Source organism: Pontibacter sp. GD7, from assembly GCF_058216375.1.
This window is the reverse complement of sequence record NZ_JBYZMP010000001.1, coordinates 168,031-184,347: the sequence shown is the minus strand read 5'-3', so window position 1 is coordinate 184,347 and position 16,317 is coordinate 168,031. Positions and strand designations below refer to the sequence as shown.

Genomic DNA, 16,317 nt, shown 5'->3' with positions numbered 1-16,317 from the left:
GGCTAAAAAGTATAAATAACAGTATTCCATCCGCTAGCAGGGAGCCAGTAGTAACAGGAAGTATAGAATTGGTAGGAAAAAAGAAGAAGGAGGACAATCAGCCCTCCTTCTTTAGTTATTTACGATCCGCAAGCTTCGCAAGCGTCTGGGTTATCGAGTGAGCAGCTCATATCGCTGCGGTTTTGATCTTGCTGGTTATACACTGGCGACAGGGTTTCGGCGGCCTGTTTCTCTACGGTAAACTTGATGGCATCTACAGCTGCTTTGGTGCGCAGGTAGTACATACCTGTCTTCAGTCCTTTCTTCCAGGCGTGGAAGTGCATCGAGGTCAGCTTACCAAAGTTCACGTTCTGCACGTGCAAGTTCAGCGACTGGCTCTGGCAGATGTAAGCGCCACGATCAGCACTCATATCGATCACGGCACGCTGGCTGATCTCCCATACTGTTTTGTACAGGTCCTTGATGTGCTGCGGTATAGCTGGAATTTCCTGGATAGAGCCGTTTGCTGCGATGATGTCATTCTTCATCTTATCGTTCCAGATGCCCAAGGCAATCAGGTCGCGCAGCAGGTGCTTGTTCACTACCATAAACTCGCCACTTAGTACGCGGCGCAGGTAGATGTTAGAAGTATAAGGCTCAAACGACTCGTTGTTGCCCAATATCTGTGCAGTAGAAGCAGTAGGCATCGGAGCAACCAACAGTGAGTTACGCACACCATGCTTAATTACTTCCTGGCGCAGTTCTTCCCAATCCCAGCGGCCGCTCTCCGGAGTAACGTCCCACATATCAAACTGGAACTTGCCTTCCGATAGCGGAGAACCTTTGAACGTCTCGTATGGTCCCTGCTTCTTGGCCAGGTCCTTAGAAGCCGTCATGGCTGCGAAGTAGATCGTCTCGAAGATATCCTTATTCAGGCCGCGTGCTTCATCACTTTCAAATGGCATGCGCAGGTGAATAAAAGTATCAGCAAGGCCCTGCACACCCAACCCGATCGGGCGGTGACGCATGTTCGAGTTCTTTGCCTCAGGTACCGGGTAATAGTTTATATCGATAACCTTGTTCAGGTTAACTGTTGCATGGTAGGTTACATCAAACAGCTTCTGGTGATCAAACACCTTATGGCCACCTTCCTCTTTTACAAAGCGAGGCAACGCCAGAGAGGCCAGGTTACAAACAGCTACTTCATCTTCGCTGGTGTACTCCATGATCTCGGTGCACAGGTTAGAGCTCTTGATGGTACCCAGGTTCTGCTGGTTAGACTTGCGGTTTGCGTGGTCTTTGTACAGCATGTATGGCGTACCCGTCTCGATCTGCGACTCCAACACATGGAACCATAGATCTTGAGCTTTAACAGTTTTGCGGGCACGGCCCTCACGCTCATACTTCTCGTATAGGCGCTCAAAGTCTTTGCCCCAGCACTCAGCCAGACCAGGTGCCTCGTTCGGGCAGAACAGGCTCCAGTCACCGTTCTCCTCTACACGCTTCATAAACAGGTCTGGAGTCCAGAGGGCGTAGAACAGGTCGCGGGCACGGTTTTCTTCTTTGCCATGGTTCTTCTTCAGCTCCAGGAAGTCGAAGATATCGGCATGCCATGGCTCCAGGTAGATAGCGAAGGCGCCTTTACGCTTTCCGCCGCCCTGGTCTACGTAGCGGGCCGTGTCGTTAAACACCTTCAGCATCGGGATGATACCGTTGGAGGTGCCGTTGGTGCCTTTAATGTATGAACCCGTTGCGCGGATGTTGTGGATGCTCAGACCGATACCACCGGCACTTTGCGAAATCTGTGCACATTGCTTCAGGGTATCGTAAATGCCTGGTATACTGTCGTCCTTCATGGCAAGCAGGAAGCACGAAGACAGCTGTGGCTTAGGCGTACCAGCGTTAAATAGCGTTGGTGTGGCATGTGTAAACCACTTCTCCGACATCAGGTTATACGTCTCAATAGCAGACTCAATGTCTTCTTTGTGTATACCCACGGCCACACGCATCAGCATGTGCTGCGGACGCTCCACGATCTTGCCATCCAGGCGAAGCAAGTATGAACGCTCCAGGGTTTTATAGCCGAAGAAATCGTAGTTGTAATCCCGATCGTAGATGATGGTAGAGTCGAGTAGAGCCGCATTTTTACGGATGATCTCATACACATCTTTGGCGATAAGCGACGCATTCTCACCCGTTTTTGGGTCGGTGTAAGTATAAAGTCGCTTCATGGTATTGGAGAACGACTTGCTCGTTACCTTGTGCAAATTTGAGATAGCCACACGTGCCGCCAGTACCGCATAATCAGGGTGCTTGGTGGTAAGCGACGCCGCTGTTTCTGCCGCCAGGTTATCCAGCTCCACGGTAGTTACGCCATCGTAAATCCCGTCAATCACTTTCTTGGCCACCTCGATCGGCGACACATAGTCCATGTTCAGGCCATAGCACAGCTTTTCGATGCGTGCCGTAATTTTATCGAATTTGACGGATTCGCGTCTGCCGTCTCGTTTAACTACTAACATATAATTTATACTATTAGCGAGGTTAAAGGCCTCGGGTTGACTGAATGATATATAGATGCCCTGCTGCTTATGGCAGGAGTTTATGCACTATGAGGTATACAAGTAGCCAATACGGTATTATATGTATAAGCCGTTGTAGTACAACTGATTATGTGTAAAGCTAAATGCTTTTACTATATAGCAGGGTAGAAATACCCCATCTGATGGCAGTTATGCCAACTAAGATTCTGCACAGGCCTGTTACATAAAGGCTGCAGGCATCGTGCAGTGGTAAGTATGTATTAATGTTTAGGTAGGAAAAGAAGATGGGCCTTTTCCCTTTGGCTTCCTAAACATAGTGAATCTCTAATTATCTTAAAAGTCTTCGTCCAGAGAAAAAACATTTTTGTCTTTGTCTCCCATTACGCCGGCCTTCTGGTACTCGCCCACGCGCTTCTCAAAGAAGTTTGTCTTGCCTTGCAGCGAGATCATTTCCATAAAGTCGAATGGGTTGGTCGAGTTGTAGATCTTGCTGCAGCCCAGGGCCACTAACAATCTGTCAGCCACAAACTCGATGTACTGGCTCATCAGCTTTGCGTTCATGCCGATCAGGTCAACCGGCAGCGCGTCTGTTACAAACTCCTGCTCAATGGTTACGGCATCGCGTATGATCTCCTGCACACGGCTTTCCGGCAGTTTGTTGTTCAGCATAGAGTAAAGCAGGCAGGCAAAGTCGCAGTGCAGGCCCTCGTCGCGGCTGATCAACTCGTTAGAGAAAGTAAGGCCAGGCATTAAACCACGCTTCTTAAGCCAGAAAATAGAGCAGAAAGAGCCAGAAAAGAAAATACCCTCCACAGCCGCAAAAGCGATCAAACGCTCCACGAATTTCTCGCTGTTGATCCAACGTAACGCCCACTCTCCTTTTTTCTTAACACACGGCACCGTTTCCAGCGCGTTAAACAGGTAATCCTTTTCAGACTGCTTCTTTATATAAGTGTCTATTAAAAGCGAGTATGTTTCCGAGTGGATGTTTTCCATCATGATCTGGAAACCATAGAAGCAACGCGCCTCCGGGATTTGTACCTCCTGCATGAAGTTGATCGCCAGGTTCTCGTTCACGATGCCGTCGGATGCCGCAAAGAATGCCAATACGTGGCTGATAAAGTGACGCTCACCGTCGTTCAGGTTCTCCCAGTCTTTCAGGTCCTGCGACAGGTCGATCTCCTCGGCAGTCCAGAAGCTGGCTTCAGCCTTCTTATACATCTGCCAGATGTCATCGTGCTGGATTGGGAACAGTACAAAGCGGTTTGGGTTCTCTTGTAGTATTGGCTCCATAAGCTAGTAAGTAAGCGTTTTATTTGTTGAAGGGTAAGCAACTTTGCTTAGAAAACACCCTGTAAGAATTTATGTTTAGCTGGATGTCTGACTGGCATCCGGTACTATCCTGACTTCAAATATATAGATTTGAACTTGAATTTGCCGACGAAAGTTGTTCAATTTATTCACATTGTTTTAAGCGTTTGATCGTGTGTGTGTTATGCAGCAATGCACACGCTTATCCACATAGTTGTTAAGCTATATATTTTTGTTAGAATATTGTTAAGAAACTATTAAATCTCTGTAAAATGCCTTTTGCGGCTATGTGAGTGGGTTTTGTGAGTAATCTTGTCAGATTTAGGCGCAATGGTTTGTGTAAAACCAGCAGGGTGGCTGGGGTGATTTGTGTAAGCTGAAAATAGATTTACACATCAGGGGTTTGGCTTGTGGATAAGTGACGGCTTGTGTATCCTATTGATGCAAAACAAGTTGCAGGGCAATTCAGGGGCTTTAAAAAAGTGCGTTGTGGATTTCAACATTTTTATCCACATTTTAGTGTGTAGGATCTGGTAACTGGTAACAATTTATGCGATAAGGCATTGCATAATTAAAATATGTGCCGTACTTTTGCAGACTAAATTTTAAACATACATTGAAGCTGATGTACGCAATTGTAGAAATCGCAGGTCAACAGACCAAAGTAGAGAGCGGTAAGTTCATCTACGCTAACAAGCTTTCCGGCAATGAGGGTGACGCCGTAGAGTTCACCAATGTTCTTCTTACTGATGATAACGGCACTATTACTTTAGGTGCTCCTTTCGTTGAAGGTGTTAAGGTTGTAGGAAAAATCCTTACTAGCACTGTGAAAGGCGACAAAGTAATCGTTTTCAAAAAGAAGAGAAGAAAAGGATACCGTAAGAAGAATGGTCACCGCCAGCACTTCACTAAGGTCCTGATCGAGAGCATTGGTTAAGCAGTAAGAAGAAATTAATCGAAGAATCTTTTCAGGGGATGCACCCGCTAACCTGAATTAAATTTTAAACAAAATGGCACACAAAAAAGGAGCTGGTAGTTCTAATAACGGCCGCGAGTCACACTCAAAACGACTTGGTGTTAAGATTTACGGTGGCCAGGACATCATCGCTGGTAACATCATTGTAAGACAAAGAGGTACTGCACACCACCCGGGCAAAAACGTGGGTATGGGCAAAGACCATACTTTGTTTGCTTTGGTTGACGGCGTTGTAGAGTTCAGAAAGAGCGTTAAAAACCGTTCTTATGTTTCTGTAATTCCTAAGGTAGAAGCAGAAGCGTAAGCAAAGTATAACTGTTATGCAGTTAGGAGAAAGGGATGCCATGAGGTGTCCCTTTTTTTATTGAAAAAACTTTAACAATTCGGTAACATCGGCCATAAACTGGCGTATATAATATCATAGAGTTTGATTTACCGTTAAAAGTAGATTAGACTTTGAGGAAAAGGACACGTTAAGTGTCCTTTTCTGTTTTATGGGGTTAACATCAGCAAATCAATACCGAAAAGATTTCGTATTTCACATATATCTGATAAATTGCAGCTTCTTATCAAGAAAGACCGAGGGATAGGGCCCTATGACGTCTTAGCAACCTTGTACAAGCCTGGTGCTAATTCCCTTCCTGGTTATACTTTAACCAGGAAAAGATAAGATAGTATATCCTGCCTTGGGGTGTCCTTCTTGATAAGCGAACGCAAAGACTTACGAGAAGAAAGACACCAACAATGATCGCCAAAACACATCCGATTTATACTTTGCTGCAGGAGCGCGTGCTCGTGCTCGATGGCGCCATGGGCACCATGATCCAGCGTTACCAGCTAACGGAAGCCGATTTCCGTGGCGAGCGCTTCAAAGATCACCCCTCCGACCTGAAAGGCAATAACGACCTGCTATCCATTACCCGTCCCGATGTGATCAAAACCATCCATACCGAGTACCTGGAGGCCGGTGCCGACATCATAGAGACAAACACCTTTAGCGGCACAAGTATAGCCATGGCCGATTATGGTCTGGAGAATATCGTGTATGAGCTGAACTATGAATCGGCCAAAATAGCACGTGAGGCAGCAAACGAGCTAGAAGCGAAAGATCCTGCGCACAAACGCTTTGTAGCAGGTGCCATCGGCCCCACCAACCGCACGGCTTCCCTCTCCCCGGATGTGAACAACCCCGGCTTTCGCGCCATTACATTTGACCAGCTGGTGGAGGCATACTATGAGCAGGTGCGTGGTTTGGTGGATGGCGGCTCCGACCTACTATTGGTAGAGACGGTATTTGACACGCTTAACTGTAAAGCTGCTCTTTTTGCGATACAGCAGTTTGTAAACGACGGCGGCAAGGAGCTCCCGATCATGGTGTCGGGCACGATTACAGATGCCAGTGGCCGTACCTTGTCTGGCCAAACGGTGGAAGCTTTCTGGAACTCGATCTCGCATGCACCTATACTTAGCGTGGGCTTTAATTGTGCCCTGGGTGCGCGTCAGTTAAAAACGCACATCCAAGAGCTGGCCCGTATCTCCGATTGCTACATCAGCGCCTACCCGAACGCTGGTTTACCAAACGCTTTTGGTGGCTACGACGAAACTGCCCAGCAGATGGGCGCTATAGTTGAAGAATACCTGAAAGAAGGCTTAGTAAATATACTCGGTGGTTGTTGTGGCACCACACCTGTACACACCAAAGTAATCGCAGACTTAGTGCAGAAGTATAAACCGCACACTCCCACACCAGTAGCCCCTCTCCCCCGCTACAGCGGCCTCGAGCCCCTCACCATCACCCAGGACACACTTTTCGTAAATGTCGGCGAACGCACCAACGTTACCGGCTCTAAGATGTTTGCCCGCCTTATCGTTAACGGTAAGTTTGAAGAGGCACTTGCAGTTGCACAGCAGCAGGTAGAGGGCGGTGCCCAGATCATTGACGTGAATATGGACGAAGGCATGCTCGACTCAGAGCAGGCCATGACCGACTTCCTCAACCTGATCGCCTCCGAGCCCGATATTGCCAAACTGCCGATCATGATCGACTCTTCGAAATGGAGCGTGATTGAGGCTGGTTTGAAATGCACGCAGGGTAAAAGCATTGTTAACTCCATCAGCCTGAAAGAAGGCGAAGAAGCCTTTAAGAAACTGGCCCGCAAAGTGCGCCAGTATGGTGCTGCTGTAGTGGTGATGGCTTTCGACGAAACCGGCCAGGCTGATACGCTGCCGCGCCGCATTGAGATCTGTGAACGCTCTTACCGCATTTTGGTGGATGAAGTAGGCTTCCCACCGCAGGACATTATTTTTGACCCGAACATATTGGCCATCGCCACCGGCATCGAAGAGCATAACAACTATGCTGTAGATTACATTGAGGCGGTGAAGTGGATTAAAGCCAACCTACCGCACGCACAGGTAAGTGGTGGTGTGAGTAACCTGTCTTTCTCCTTCCGGGGCAATGATATTGTGCGTGAAGCCATGCATACGGTATTCCTCTACCACGCCGTGAAAGCCGGAATGGATATGGGCATTGTGAACGCCGGTATGCTGGGCATTTACGAGGAAGTACCGCTAGAACTGCGCGACCTGATCGAGGACGTGATCTTTAACCGCTATCCGGATGCAACAGAGAAGCTGGTCACTTACGCTGAAACCATCAAAGGCAAAGGTAAAACAGCCACAGCAGCCGACAACACATGGCGCGATGCTCCGGTAGAAGAACGCCTGAAGCATGCACTGGTACGCGGTATTGTAGAGCATATCGATGAAGACACTGAAGAGGCCAGACAAAAAGCCGTTAAAACCCTGGATGTGATTGAAGGTCCGTTGATGGCAGGTATGTCGGTAGTAGGTGATCTGTTCGGTGCCGGAAAGATGTTTTTGCCGCAGGTGGTGAAAAGCGCACGCGTGATGAAAAAGGCGGTGGCTTACCTGATGCCTTTTATGGAGGCCGAGAAGGCTGGTTCCTCTTCATCCTCGCAGGGTAAAATATTAATGGCTACCGTTAAAGGCGACGTACACGACATCGGCAAAAACATTGTGGGTGTGGTGCTGGCCTGTAACAACTACGAGGTAATAGATCTGGGCGTGATGGTGCAGCTGGATAAGATCCTGGCTGAGGCCGAGGCGCAACAGGTAGATATAATTGGCCTGAGTGGTTTGATCACGCCATCGCTGGATGAGATGGTGTATGTGGCGCAGGAGATGGAGCGCAGAGGTATGAAAATTCCGTTGCTGATAGGTGGAGCTACAACCTCGCGGGTACATACCGCCGTGAAGATCGCGCCGCAGTACAGCGGGCCGGTGGTGCACGTGCACGATGCATCGCGTAGCGTAACGGTGGTAAGCAGCCTGCTGGGTAGCAACCGCGACAGCTACATTGCCGATATAAACGCAGAGTATGAGAAGCTGCGCGAAGACCACCTGGGCCGAACTAAAGACCGTGCATTTGCAAGTATAGCAGAAGCCCGCGCCAACAAGTATAAAGTGGATTGGGCTGAGGCACATCCTACCAAACCAAGTTTCCTGGGCAACAAAGTATACACCAACTACCCTCTGGAGGAGATCGTCCCCTACATCGATTGGACACCGTTCTTCCATACCTGGGAGCTCAAGCGCCAGTACCCGAAAATCCTGAATGATCCGGAATTGGGCACTGAGGCAACCAAGCTGTTTAATGATGCACAAAGTATGTTGCAGGAGATCGTGGAGAAGCAGCTGTTGGAAGCACGTGCCGTGGTAGGTTTTTATCCTGCCAACGTGCAGGCCGACGATACCATCGAAGTATACGCCGATGATTCACGTGAAAACGTGCTGACGGAATTCCATACCTTAAGGCAGCAAGGCAAAAAAGGTGCTAACGTGCCGAATCTAGCTTTCTCTGATTTTGTGGCACCGAAAGAGGCAGGTGTGCCCGATTACATTGGCGGATTTGTGGTATCAGCTGGATTTGGTATTGAAAAGCTGCTGACCAAGTATGAAGCCGAGCACGACGATTATAAAGCTATTATGGTAAAGGCGCTGGCAGACAGGCTTGCCGAGGCCTTTGCCGAATTGATGCACGAAAAGGTGCGCAAGGAATTGTGGGGCTACGCACCGGAAGAGCAACTGGATAACGAAGGCCTGATAAAAGAGCAATACAAAGGCATTCGTCCGGCTCCAGGCTACCCTGGCTGCCCTGACCATACGGAGAAAGTCACGCTGTTTAACTTACTGAATGCTGAGGAAACCGGAGTTATACTTACTGAGAACCTGGCCATGTACCCGGCTGCCTCGGTGAGCGGTTTGTACTTCTCTCATCCGGAGTCGCGCTACTTTGGCCTGGGCAAGATCGGTGAAGACCAGGTGGCCGACATTGCGCAGCGCAAAGGTATGCCGAAAGAGGAGCTGGAGCGTTGGTTGTCGCCAAACCTGAACTATGAGCCAAAGCCGGTGGCGCAGCAGGCGGTGTAAGTATCCAACCACCCCTAACCCCTCTCCCGAAACAAGTCCGGGATCTTCGACTTGTCTAAGGAGGGGAATCTGCTGTTACTGCTTCATCTGCCATCATAATAGCTGCTTTCTTATTTTGTCATCCTGTAAGGATCTTGTGTGAAGGGAGGTTAAGCGGAGACGACAGGTAATTTGCCTTAAGAGCTGTAGTGACAGAAGTCCTCTCCTCGGAGGGGTGCAGGGGTGGGTAAAGCGGATAAGGATATCCGCAGCAGAACAGGTTCCAGATCAGTAAATCCGGAACAGCACAAAATGTAATTAGTTATACTTCAATCTTGCTTCACCCTCTCCTGTTTTTAGGAGAGGGCCGGGGTGAGGTAAAAATCAACATAAATTGAAAGTAACAGACCACTTCAAAAACGCTAACGGCAAAACGCTGTTCACTTTTGAGATACTGCCCCCACTCAAAGGTGAGAACATGAAAACCCTGTTCAGCCACATAGACCCGCTGATGGAGTTTAAGCCACCGTTCATAGACGTAACCTACCACCGCGAGGAGTATGTGTACAAACAGCGCGAGAACGGACTGCTGGAGAAGATCACCACACGTAAGCGGCCGGGCACGGTGGGTATTTGCGCAGCCATCCAGAATAACTATAAGGTAGACACGGTGCCGCACCTGATTTGCGGAGGCTTTAACCGAGAAGAAACCGAGAATGCCTTGATAGATCTGCACTTCCTGGGTATAGACAATGTGCTGGTGCTGCGCGGCGACTGCGTGAAGAGTGAGCAGCGTTTTGTGCCGGAGCTGGGTGGCCATCATTATGCCTCAGAACTGATTGAGCAGGTGGTGAAGATGAATAACGGCTGTTACCTGGACGATGAGCAAGTGAGCAACAGCTGCACCGATTTCTGCATCGGCGTGGCCGGTTACCCTGAAAAGCATTTTGAGGCACCCAACATGAGATCGGACCTGCGTTGGCTGAAGAGAAAAGTAGAACTAGGCGCTGATTACATTGTTACGCAGATGTTTTTCGATAACCAGAAGTATTTCGATTTTGTGAATGCCTGCCGTGCCGAAGGTATAAACGTGCCGATCATCCCGGGCCTGAAGCCGATGACGACCAAGACCCAGTTAACGCTACTGCCAAGCCTGTTCCATGTGGAAATACCATGCGGCCTGGCGGATGCCATAGAGGCGTGCCCGGATAACAAGGCAGCGGCGCAGGTAGGCGTGGAATGGGCCATACAGCAGTCCAGAGAGTTGATGGAGTTCGGCGTGCCGTGTCTGCATTACTACTCCATGGGCAAGTCAGACTCAGTGCGGAAAGTGGCCGAGGCACTGTTTTAAGTAGTAGGGCAAGTATACCGGTTTAGAGAGACTGGCTTTACTTACAATGGGATACCGCATAGGGGCGGGCCCGTTAAGTTCTAAGAATTTGCTCCTCAGTGATGCTTAAAGCATTAATATAGCAGTACAACGATTCTCCCCTTGAGGACAAGTTTCAAACTCCCGTTTTCACTTGTCCTCAAGGGGACAATTTTCGTTAGACTTAACGGCCCTGCCCAAAAGGGGAGACCCCAGATTATACTTTACTTCTCACAAACCGAAATAAACCGGCAGGTGTCAGAAGGCTACCCCTAAGCTTAGCCCTGCCCCCCTTATACCTATGTAAGGAGCCTTGCCTGTCAGGTGTGCGCCTTGGCTCGTTACTGTTGCCATTACGTCGACGCCGGCTATTTCTCCATTTACTGATTCCAGTTCTTCTATTAGATCTTTTCTGCCGGCTTCGCTTAAGGTGCTAAGGTTTACAGAAGCAGGCAGGTCGATGTTAAATTTGCCGTAGTGAGCCCCTATTATGTACCAGTCTAAAGCAACGCGCTTGGCAATCAGCCATTGGGCTCCGAACATTACGCCACCTCCAAAACCAGTCATCCGGCCATCAAAAGGGAGCTGATACGTGTTATTGTTATAAGTATAATCGTAAGGGAAAGCTAGCTCAAGGTTCATGTGCCGGCCATAAAGAGACACGTAAAAGCCCCTTGCCCCTTCTTTTTTTCCGGTATAAAACCTTATTTCCCCGGTGTAGGTCGTATTTGCCAAAAGAGAACTATCTAAGTCATCAGTGATGTCGTCACCCTCATCTTCCATAATGCTGTTGATCAACTCTTTAGAAGCAAACATGTGCGAGGCGATAGTTTCAGGCATAAATCTATAACCGGCTACAATTGTGGTTTTGCGAGATAGAGAGCGTTCATAGCTGAAGCTGTAGTTGTTAAACGCCAGCGAAGACAGGTTCATTTTCACGATATTCTTCCTGAATACCTCAGGTACTTCTAACTCAGAGGTAACAGTACTCTTAATTAAAACATTTGTTGTATCTGATTGACTTACAGATGGATTTAAATCCTGCCCAAAGCAGCACGACGCGTAAAAGAAACAAATAATAAGGAAACCTTTCATCATAGTATTAAATTTTTCGACTATAACGAAGGTTGAACGGAATTGGATTTAATTAATTGAAATTATAACTAAAAATATTGATTCAGAGTTGGCTGCAAAGTATAAAGTATAGGCTTGCTGGGGCTGGCATCAAGTTGCAGGCTGGCGATCTGCAGGTTCAGCAAGTATAAACCGTCTGCAATATGGTCAGGGGCATAGATCAGCTCGGTGATGGTAGCGCCGCAGCGGGTGTTTTTCGGGTACTGCCAGAAGGCATGGTGGCACAGCAGTTTGCCTTCGTCCATCTCACGGTCCACAGAGGGCAGGTCCAGGAGCAAATGTTGAATGCCTTTTTCGGCCAGGTATTGCCCAATGGTGTGCTCTAAGTATGGCGGGTTGGTGCCGGAGTAGTGGCGGGTGAGTTTCTCATCTGTGTTCGGAAGGGTGCGAAGTATAACCGCCTCGGGTTTTATACTTTGCAGCTGCTTTTCCACATCTTCCAGCATTACCACCAGATCACCGTTTTCCTGCTGCTTTGGCTGCACCGTTACCAGCTGGGCCACAAACAGAAAGCGCTTCAGGCAGTTGTGGATGGTAGCGTTCTCGTCGGCGGAGATGTGGCCGTAGCACTCAGTGTGGGTGCCATTGCCGTGCGGGGTTACGTGCACCCGTTTGTAGTTGGTGCTGCCGCCCTCTGCCACGCTGCCCACAAAATCACCTACACGTATCACATCAAACTGAACCGGCTCTGCCCAGAAACACTCCATTTGCGGTTGCCTGTCGTGCAGGGGCATGGAGATGTCCAGGGGGTGCAGCGGATCAAAAGTATAAATCTGGTTCTGGTAAGTGATGGTGGCTTCCATAGTATATCAAGCTTTTGGCAAGTATAAACTAATTTGCTGAAACCTATACTTTGGAGAGTGGGAAAATTGAGCGCTTTTATCCGTTCAGGAGCCAGTTGACAGCGTCTGACTCAGAGGCGAAATCCTGGATAGTATAAGAAATGTTGGTGGATGCCTCGGCACGGGTGACCACAGATGCCAGTGCAAGCTTTTTAAAAAGATTATCAGGCATAACCCTGGCCATCTTTTTAACGGCAGTATCTGAGAAAAGAGTGTAATAGGTGTTGGAAAGCCAGTCTTTGGTTTCGGGGCCAAGTATAGATACCTGCTGAGCGTTTACAAGCACTTTTTCGGCATTTCTGTCTGCTATTACCTGGTACGCTTTCATGGCTTCTGCGGTAAACTCCTTATCTGTAAGCGGACGCAGCCATTCGGTGCGGATATAAGCAAGCTTGTCATCGGCCTCAATTTTGAAGTCATCGGAATGATACACTAGTGAGAGGTTTAATACAGACATGGTGCTATGGAGATTTTAGCCTGATGTTCGGCATACAGCCTTTATTTTTGTACGGAGCATAGCCGCTTTTGTGTTTAATAATGCAGTTGTTTTACTCTGCCAGTAAATCCAGGGTGATCTGATCTGCCAGTAGTTTGCCTTTATCTGTTAGAAACAGCACTCCGTTTGTTATGTTTGCCAGTTCTTTTTGCTGAAGTTCCTGTAAATAAGCGCCATGCTTTGCCTCCAGGTCGTGCTTATACTTATTGCGCAGCAGGGTGAGGTCGCAGCCCCAGATGGTGCGCAGGGTTGTAAGCAGGTAGTCATTGGCCTGGTCGGCTATACTTAGCGTCTCCAGCTCGAAAGGTATTGTGCCCTGGGTAATGGCTTCGGTATACTTTCGGTTGTTTGCCACATTGTATTGCCGTGACACGCCATTAAAAGAGTGCGCACTTGGGCCCACACCCAGATAATGCACGCCACGCCAGTAATTGCTGTTGTGCTTAGACTCGTAGCCAGGCTGGCAGAAATTAGAGATCTCGTACTGCACAAAACCATGCTGCGCCATCTGCTCCAGTAAAATCTCAAACTGCTGTGCGGTAAAGTCATCTTCGGATGGGGTGAACTTGCCTTTCTTGCTCCAGCGACCAAGCGCAGTGTCGGGCTCAATGGTAAGGGCATAGCACGAAACATGCTGCACATTTAGCGAGAAGAGCGTTTCCAGGTCTTTGTGCCAGATGGTGTGGTCAGGTGCCGGTATGCCATAGATCAGGTCTACGGTAATGTTTTCGAACCCTGCTGCCTGTGCATCTATTACGCACTGCAAACTTTCGGTAGCGTTGTGGGCGCGGTTCATCAGCTGCAGGTGCGGCTCATGAAACGACTGCAATCCAATGCTCAGGCGGTTAATGCCTGCTGCCCGCAGTTCCTGCAGCTTTTCCGGTTTCAGGTCGTCGGGGTTGGCTTCCAGCGTAATTTCAGCATCCTCAGAAACTTTGTACAGCTTTTTTATGGTTTCTAGCATTAACTCTAGTTCCTGCCTGGTAAGCAATGAAGGCGTGCCGCCGCCAAAGTATATGGTGCGCACCGTTTGCCCCTGCAGGTAAGCTTGCGTCAGCTCCAGTTCCCGGGCAATAGCCTGTATGGTAGCCTCTTTGTGCCCCATGGATGTACTGAAGTGGAAATCGCAGTAATGGCAGGCCTGCTTACAGAAAGGGATATGGAGGTAAATGCCGGACAAAGTATAAATTGTTTATTAGTTAATGAGGTAATTGTTTAATGTGGTAATGCGCTAATAAGTGAATGTATAAACTTGACTAATTGTTCAATTGGCGATAAATGAGTAAACCAAAAACATTCAATGCTTTATCGTTACATTTGCCTTAGAAGTATACTTGTCTACTGATGTATAACTAAATTATTACCACATCAGCACATTAATCCATTAGCACATTAATCACGCAAATGTATAAAATAGCCCTCGTAGTATTAAGCTTACTTTTGTGGTTGCCGCATGTGCAGGCACAAAAGCAGCCTGTTACTACGCCCCGGGCCAAAATTATACTTCATGTGCAGCCCCTGCCCCACGAGCAGCCCTTGTTGCAGAACTATACTTACCGCAATGCCCTTCCCGACTCTGCCGAGGCTGGCAAAGAAGCAAAAGCGTTGGTGTATCAGCTTCACCAGGACGGCTACCTGCTTGCTTCTGCCGACAGTTTATACTTGCGCCGCGATACGCTCCACGTGAAACTGCATTTAGGGCAGCGCTATGAGTGGGCACAGCTCCGCAATGGCAACCTGAGCGAGGGTATATTAATAGAGTCGGGTTTCCGGGAGAAATTTTACCGGCATGTACCGTTTAAGCCTGCCGAATACGTGAAGCTGCAACAGCGGATCCTGAACTATGCTGAACGCAACGGTTACCCCTTCGCCTCTGTCTGGCTGGATTCCGTGAAGATAGAAAATGGCAGAATGGAGGCAGCTCTGATGGTAGAGAAAGCCTTTGTGGTAACCTACGACTCCTTGGCAATTATCGGCGATACCAAAACGCAGCCTAAATTTCTGATGCGCTACCTGCAGTTGCTGCCTGGCCAGATTTACAACCAGGACCAGGTGAATGCATCGCAGCGCATGGTAACCTCGTTGCCCTACATCCGGCAAACACGGCCTCCGCAAGTGCAGTTCGTGCGCGATAAAGCCAAAGTATACTATTTCCTGGACGACAGGCAGGCTAACCAGATAGATGGTGTTGTAGGCTTTTTGCCAGACCCGACACGGCAGGATAAATTGCTGATAACCGGCGAGGCTAACCTCAATATCCGGAATATTCGAGGCAGTGGCAAACAGTTAGGCCTGCAGTGGCGACGGGTAAACAAAGGCTCGGTTATACTTAACGGCGAGTACCTGCACCCAAACCTGTTGGGAACGCCTTTCGAGTTAGGTACAAAGTTTAATCTTCTGAAGCAGGACTCATCTTTTATTACCATACAACCCCGGGTACAGCTGGCTTATTATACTCTAAAGTATGGCAAGTTCAGTGTGTTTACCGAGTGGCGTAACTCCCGCATTCTGTCTTCGGCAAATGTGCAAAGCCTACAAAGGCTGGACCTGGCCGATGCCCGCACCAACACCTATGGACTGAACTATCTCTGGAACAACCTGGACGACTTCTATTTCCCGAGGCGTGGCAGGCTGGTGGAGCTGCAGTTTGCGGCTGGTAAAAAGACCCTGCTGCGCAACAGCGACCTTGAGAAGAGCTTTTACGATACCCTGGACCTGAAAACAACACAGCTGAGCCTGGGGCTGCGGGTAGAGAATTTCCTGCGGTTGAGTAAGAACAGTGCTTTACTGACCCGCCTGCGCGGAGAGGCCCTCTTAAACGACCAGATCTTCCTGAACGATATGTACCGCATCGGGGGACTGAACACCTTGCGTGGCTTTGATGAGTACTTCTTCTTTGCATCCTCCTACGCTGTGGGTACACTGGAGTACCGCCTGTTCACTGCCTCTGATTCGTATGTGCTGTTGTTCTACGATCAGGCCTACTACCGCAGCGATCTTGAAAACAGCGAGGCTTCCGACTTTCCGTTTGGCGTAGGCGGCGGCATCAGCTTTAGTACCGGGGCAGGTATTTTTCAATTAGTTTACTCTCTGGGTAAATCCGAGCAACAGCCTATGTCCTTGAAATACTCGAAGATACACTTTGGGGTGACCAGTAAGTTCTGAAACTTCTCAACTTTTTTAGCGATTTTGGGTATATATACTTGCATAGTAAAGTTTATTGCTATACTTTTGTA

General features: G+C 48.6%; 11 protein-coding genes and 1 riboswitch. Of the genes, 5 read left to right on the top strand and 6 right to left on the bottom strand.

Annotated elements, in window-relative coordinates; all coding sequences use genetic code 11:
- Window positions 1-119: 119 nt before the first annotated feature.
- Together AC4BAP_RS00720 and AC4BAP_RS00715 are read right to left on the bottom strand one after the other, a co-directional pair.
- Window positions 120-2,501, bottom strand: a complete 2,382-nt coding sequence (locus AC4BAP_RS00720; protein ID WP_490580690.1) for a ribonucleoside-diphosphate reductase subunit alpha — start codon at window positions 2,499-2,501, stop codon at window positions 120-122.
- 354 nt (window positions 2,502-2,855) lie between these two features.
- Window positions 2,856-3,815: a ribonucleoside-diphosphate reductase small subunit gene (locus AC4BAP_RS00715; RefSeq protein WP_490580689.1), complete on the bottom strand. Its 960-nt coding sequence runs from the start codon at window positions 3,813-3,815 to the stop codon at window positions 2,856-2,858.
- Between the two features lie 643 nt (window positions 3,816-4,458).
- On the opposite strand from AC4BAP_RS00715, the gene rplU reads away from it, so the two are divergent.
- The 4 genes from rplU to metF all read left to right on the top strand — a co-directional run bounded on the left by rplU (window position 4,459) and on the right by metF (window position 10,591).
- The gene (gene rplU, locus AC4BAP_RS00710; RefSeq protein ID WP_490581141.1) at window positions 4,459-4,770 is read left to right on the top strand and encodes a 50S ribosomal protein L21; all 312 of its coding nucleotides are present in this window, start codon (window positions 4,459-4,461) and stop codon (window positions 4,768-4,770) included.
- A gap of 73 nt (window positions 4,771-4,843) precedes the next feature.
- Complete coding sequence (gene rpmA / locus AC4BAP_RS00705; protein ID WP_490580688.1) at window positions 4,844-5,113, top strand: 50S ribosomal protein L27; 270 nt, start codon at window positions 4,844-4,846, stop codon at window positions 5,111-5,113.
- A 259-nt stretch (window positions 5,114-5,372) separates the two neighbouring features.
- A riboswitch (SAM riboswitch) is annotated at window positions 5,373-5,482 on the top strand.
- A gap of 71 nt (window positions 5,483-5,553) precedes the next feature.
- On the top strand, window positions 5,554-9,261 hold the full coding sequence (gene metH / locus AC4BAP_RS00700) for a methionine synthase (RefSeq protein ID WP_490580687.1): 3,708 nt from the start codon (window positions 5,554-5,556) through the stop codon (window positions 9,259-9,261).
- Between the two features lie 373 nt (window positions 9,262-9,634).
- Complete coding sequence (gene metF / locus AC4BAP_RS00695; RefSeq protein ID WP_490580686.1) at window positions 9,635-10,591, top strand: methylenetetrahydrofolate reductase [NAD(P)H]; 957 nt, start codon at window positions 9,635-9,637, stop codon at window positions 10,589-10,591.
- A 276-nt stretch (window positions 10,592-10,867) separates the two neighbouring features.
- Here the strand turns inward: metF and AC4BAP_RS00690 are convergent, their stop codons facing one another.
- From AC4BAP_RS00690 to hemW, 4 genes are all read right to left on the bottom strand, one after another.
- Window positions 10,868-11,707 (bottom strand): DUF3575 domain-containing protein, encoded by an 840-nt coding sequence (locus tag AC4BAP_RS00690; protein WP_490580685.1) that lies wholly within the window; start codon window positions 11,705-11,707, stop codon window positions 10,868-10,870.
- A 65-nt stretch (window positions 11,708-11,772) separates the two neighbouring features.
- Complete coding sequence (locus AC4BAP_RS00685; protein WP_490580684.1) at window positions 11,773-12,546, bottom strand: cyclase family protein; 774 nt, start codon at window positions 12,544-12,546, stop codon at window positions 11,773-11,775.
- A gap of 76 nt (window positions 12,547-12,622) precedes the next feature.
- Window positions 12,623-13,042, bottom strand: a complete 420-nt coding sequence (locus AC4BAP_RS00680) for a hypothetical protein (RefSeq protein WP_490580683.1) — start codon at window positions 13,040-13,042, stop codon at window positions 12,623-12,625.
- 91 nt (window positions 13,043-13,133) lie between these two features.
- Window positions 13,134-14,261 (bottom strand): radical SAM family heme chaperone HemW, encoded by a 1,128-nt coding sequence (hemW, locus tag AC4BAP_RS00675; protein WP_490580682.1) that lies wholly within the window; start codon window positions 14,259-14,261, stop codon window positions 13,134-13,136.
- 224 nt (window positions 14,262-14,485) lie between these two features.
- Here hemW and AC4BAP_RS00670 point away from each other — a divergent pair, with 224 nt between their 5' ends.
- Window positions 14,486-16,246 (top strand): BamA/TamA family outer membrane protein, encoded by a 1,761-nt coding sequence (locus AC4BAP_RS00670; protein WP_490580681.1) that lies wholly within the window; start codon window positions 14,486-14,488, stop codon window positions 16,244-16,246.
- Window positions 16,247-16,317: the final 71 nt, after the last annotated feature.

Coding starts and splice junctions, on each gene's coding strand:
- metH (WP_490580687.1), top strand. CDS start 5,554: ATGATCGCCAAAACACATCCGATTTATACTTTGCTGCAGGAGCGCGTG.
- AC4BAP_RS00685 (WP_490580684.1), bottom strand. CDS start 12,546: ATGGAAGCCACCATCACTTACCAGAACCAGATTTATACTTTTGATCCG.
- AC4BAP_RS00670 (WP_490580681.1), top strand. CDS start 14,486: ATGTATAAAATAGCCCTCGTAGTATTAAGCTTACTTTTGTGGTTGCCG.
- rplU (WP_490581141.1), top strand. CDS start 4,459: ATGTACGCAATTGTAGAAATCGCAGGTCAACAGACCAAAGTAGAGAGC.
- AC4BAP_RS00690 (WP_490580685.1), bottom strand. CDS start 11,707: ATGATGAAAGGTTTCCTTATTATTTGTTTCTTTTACGCGTCGTGCTGC.
- AC4BAP_RS00680 (WP_490580683.1), bottom strand. CDS start 13,042: ATGTCTGTATTAAACCTCTCACTAGTGTATCATTCCGATGACTTCAAA.
- AC4BAP_RS00720 (WP_490580690.1), bottom strand. CDS start 2,501: ATGTTAGTAGTTAAACGAGACGGCAGACGCGAATCCGTCAAATTCGAT.
- AC4BAP_RS00715 (WP_490580689.1), bottom strand. CDS start 3,815: ATGGAGCCAATACTACAAGAGAACCCAAACCGCTTTGTACTGTTCCCA.
- rpmA (WP_490580688.1), top strand. CDS start 4,844: ATGGCACACAAAAAAGGAGCTGGTAGTTCTAATAACGGCCGCGAGTCA.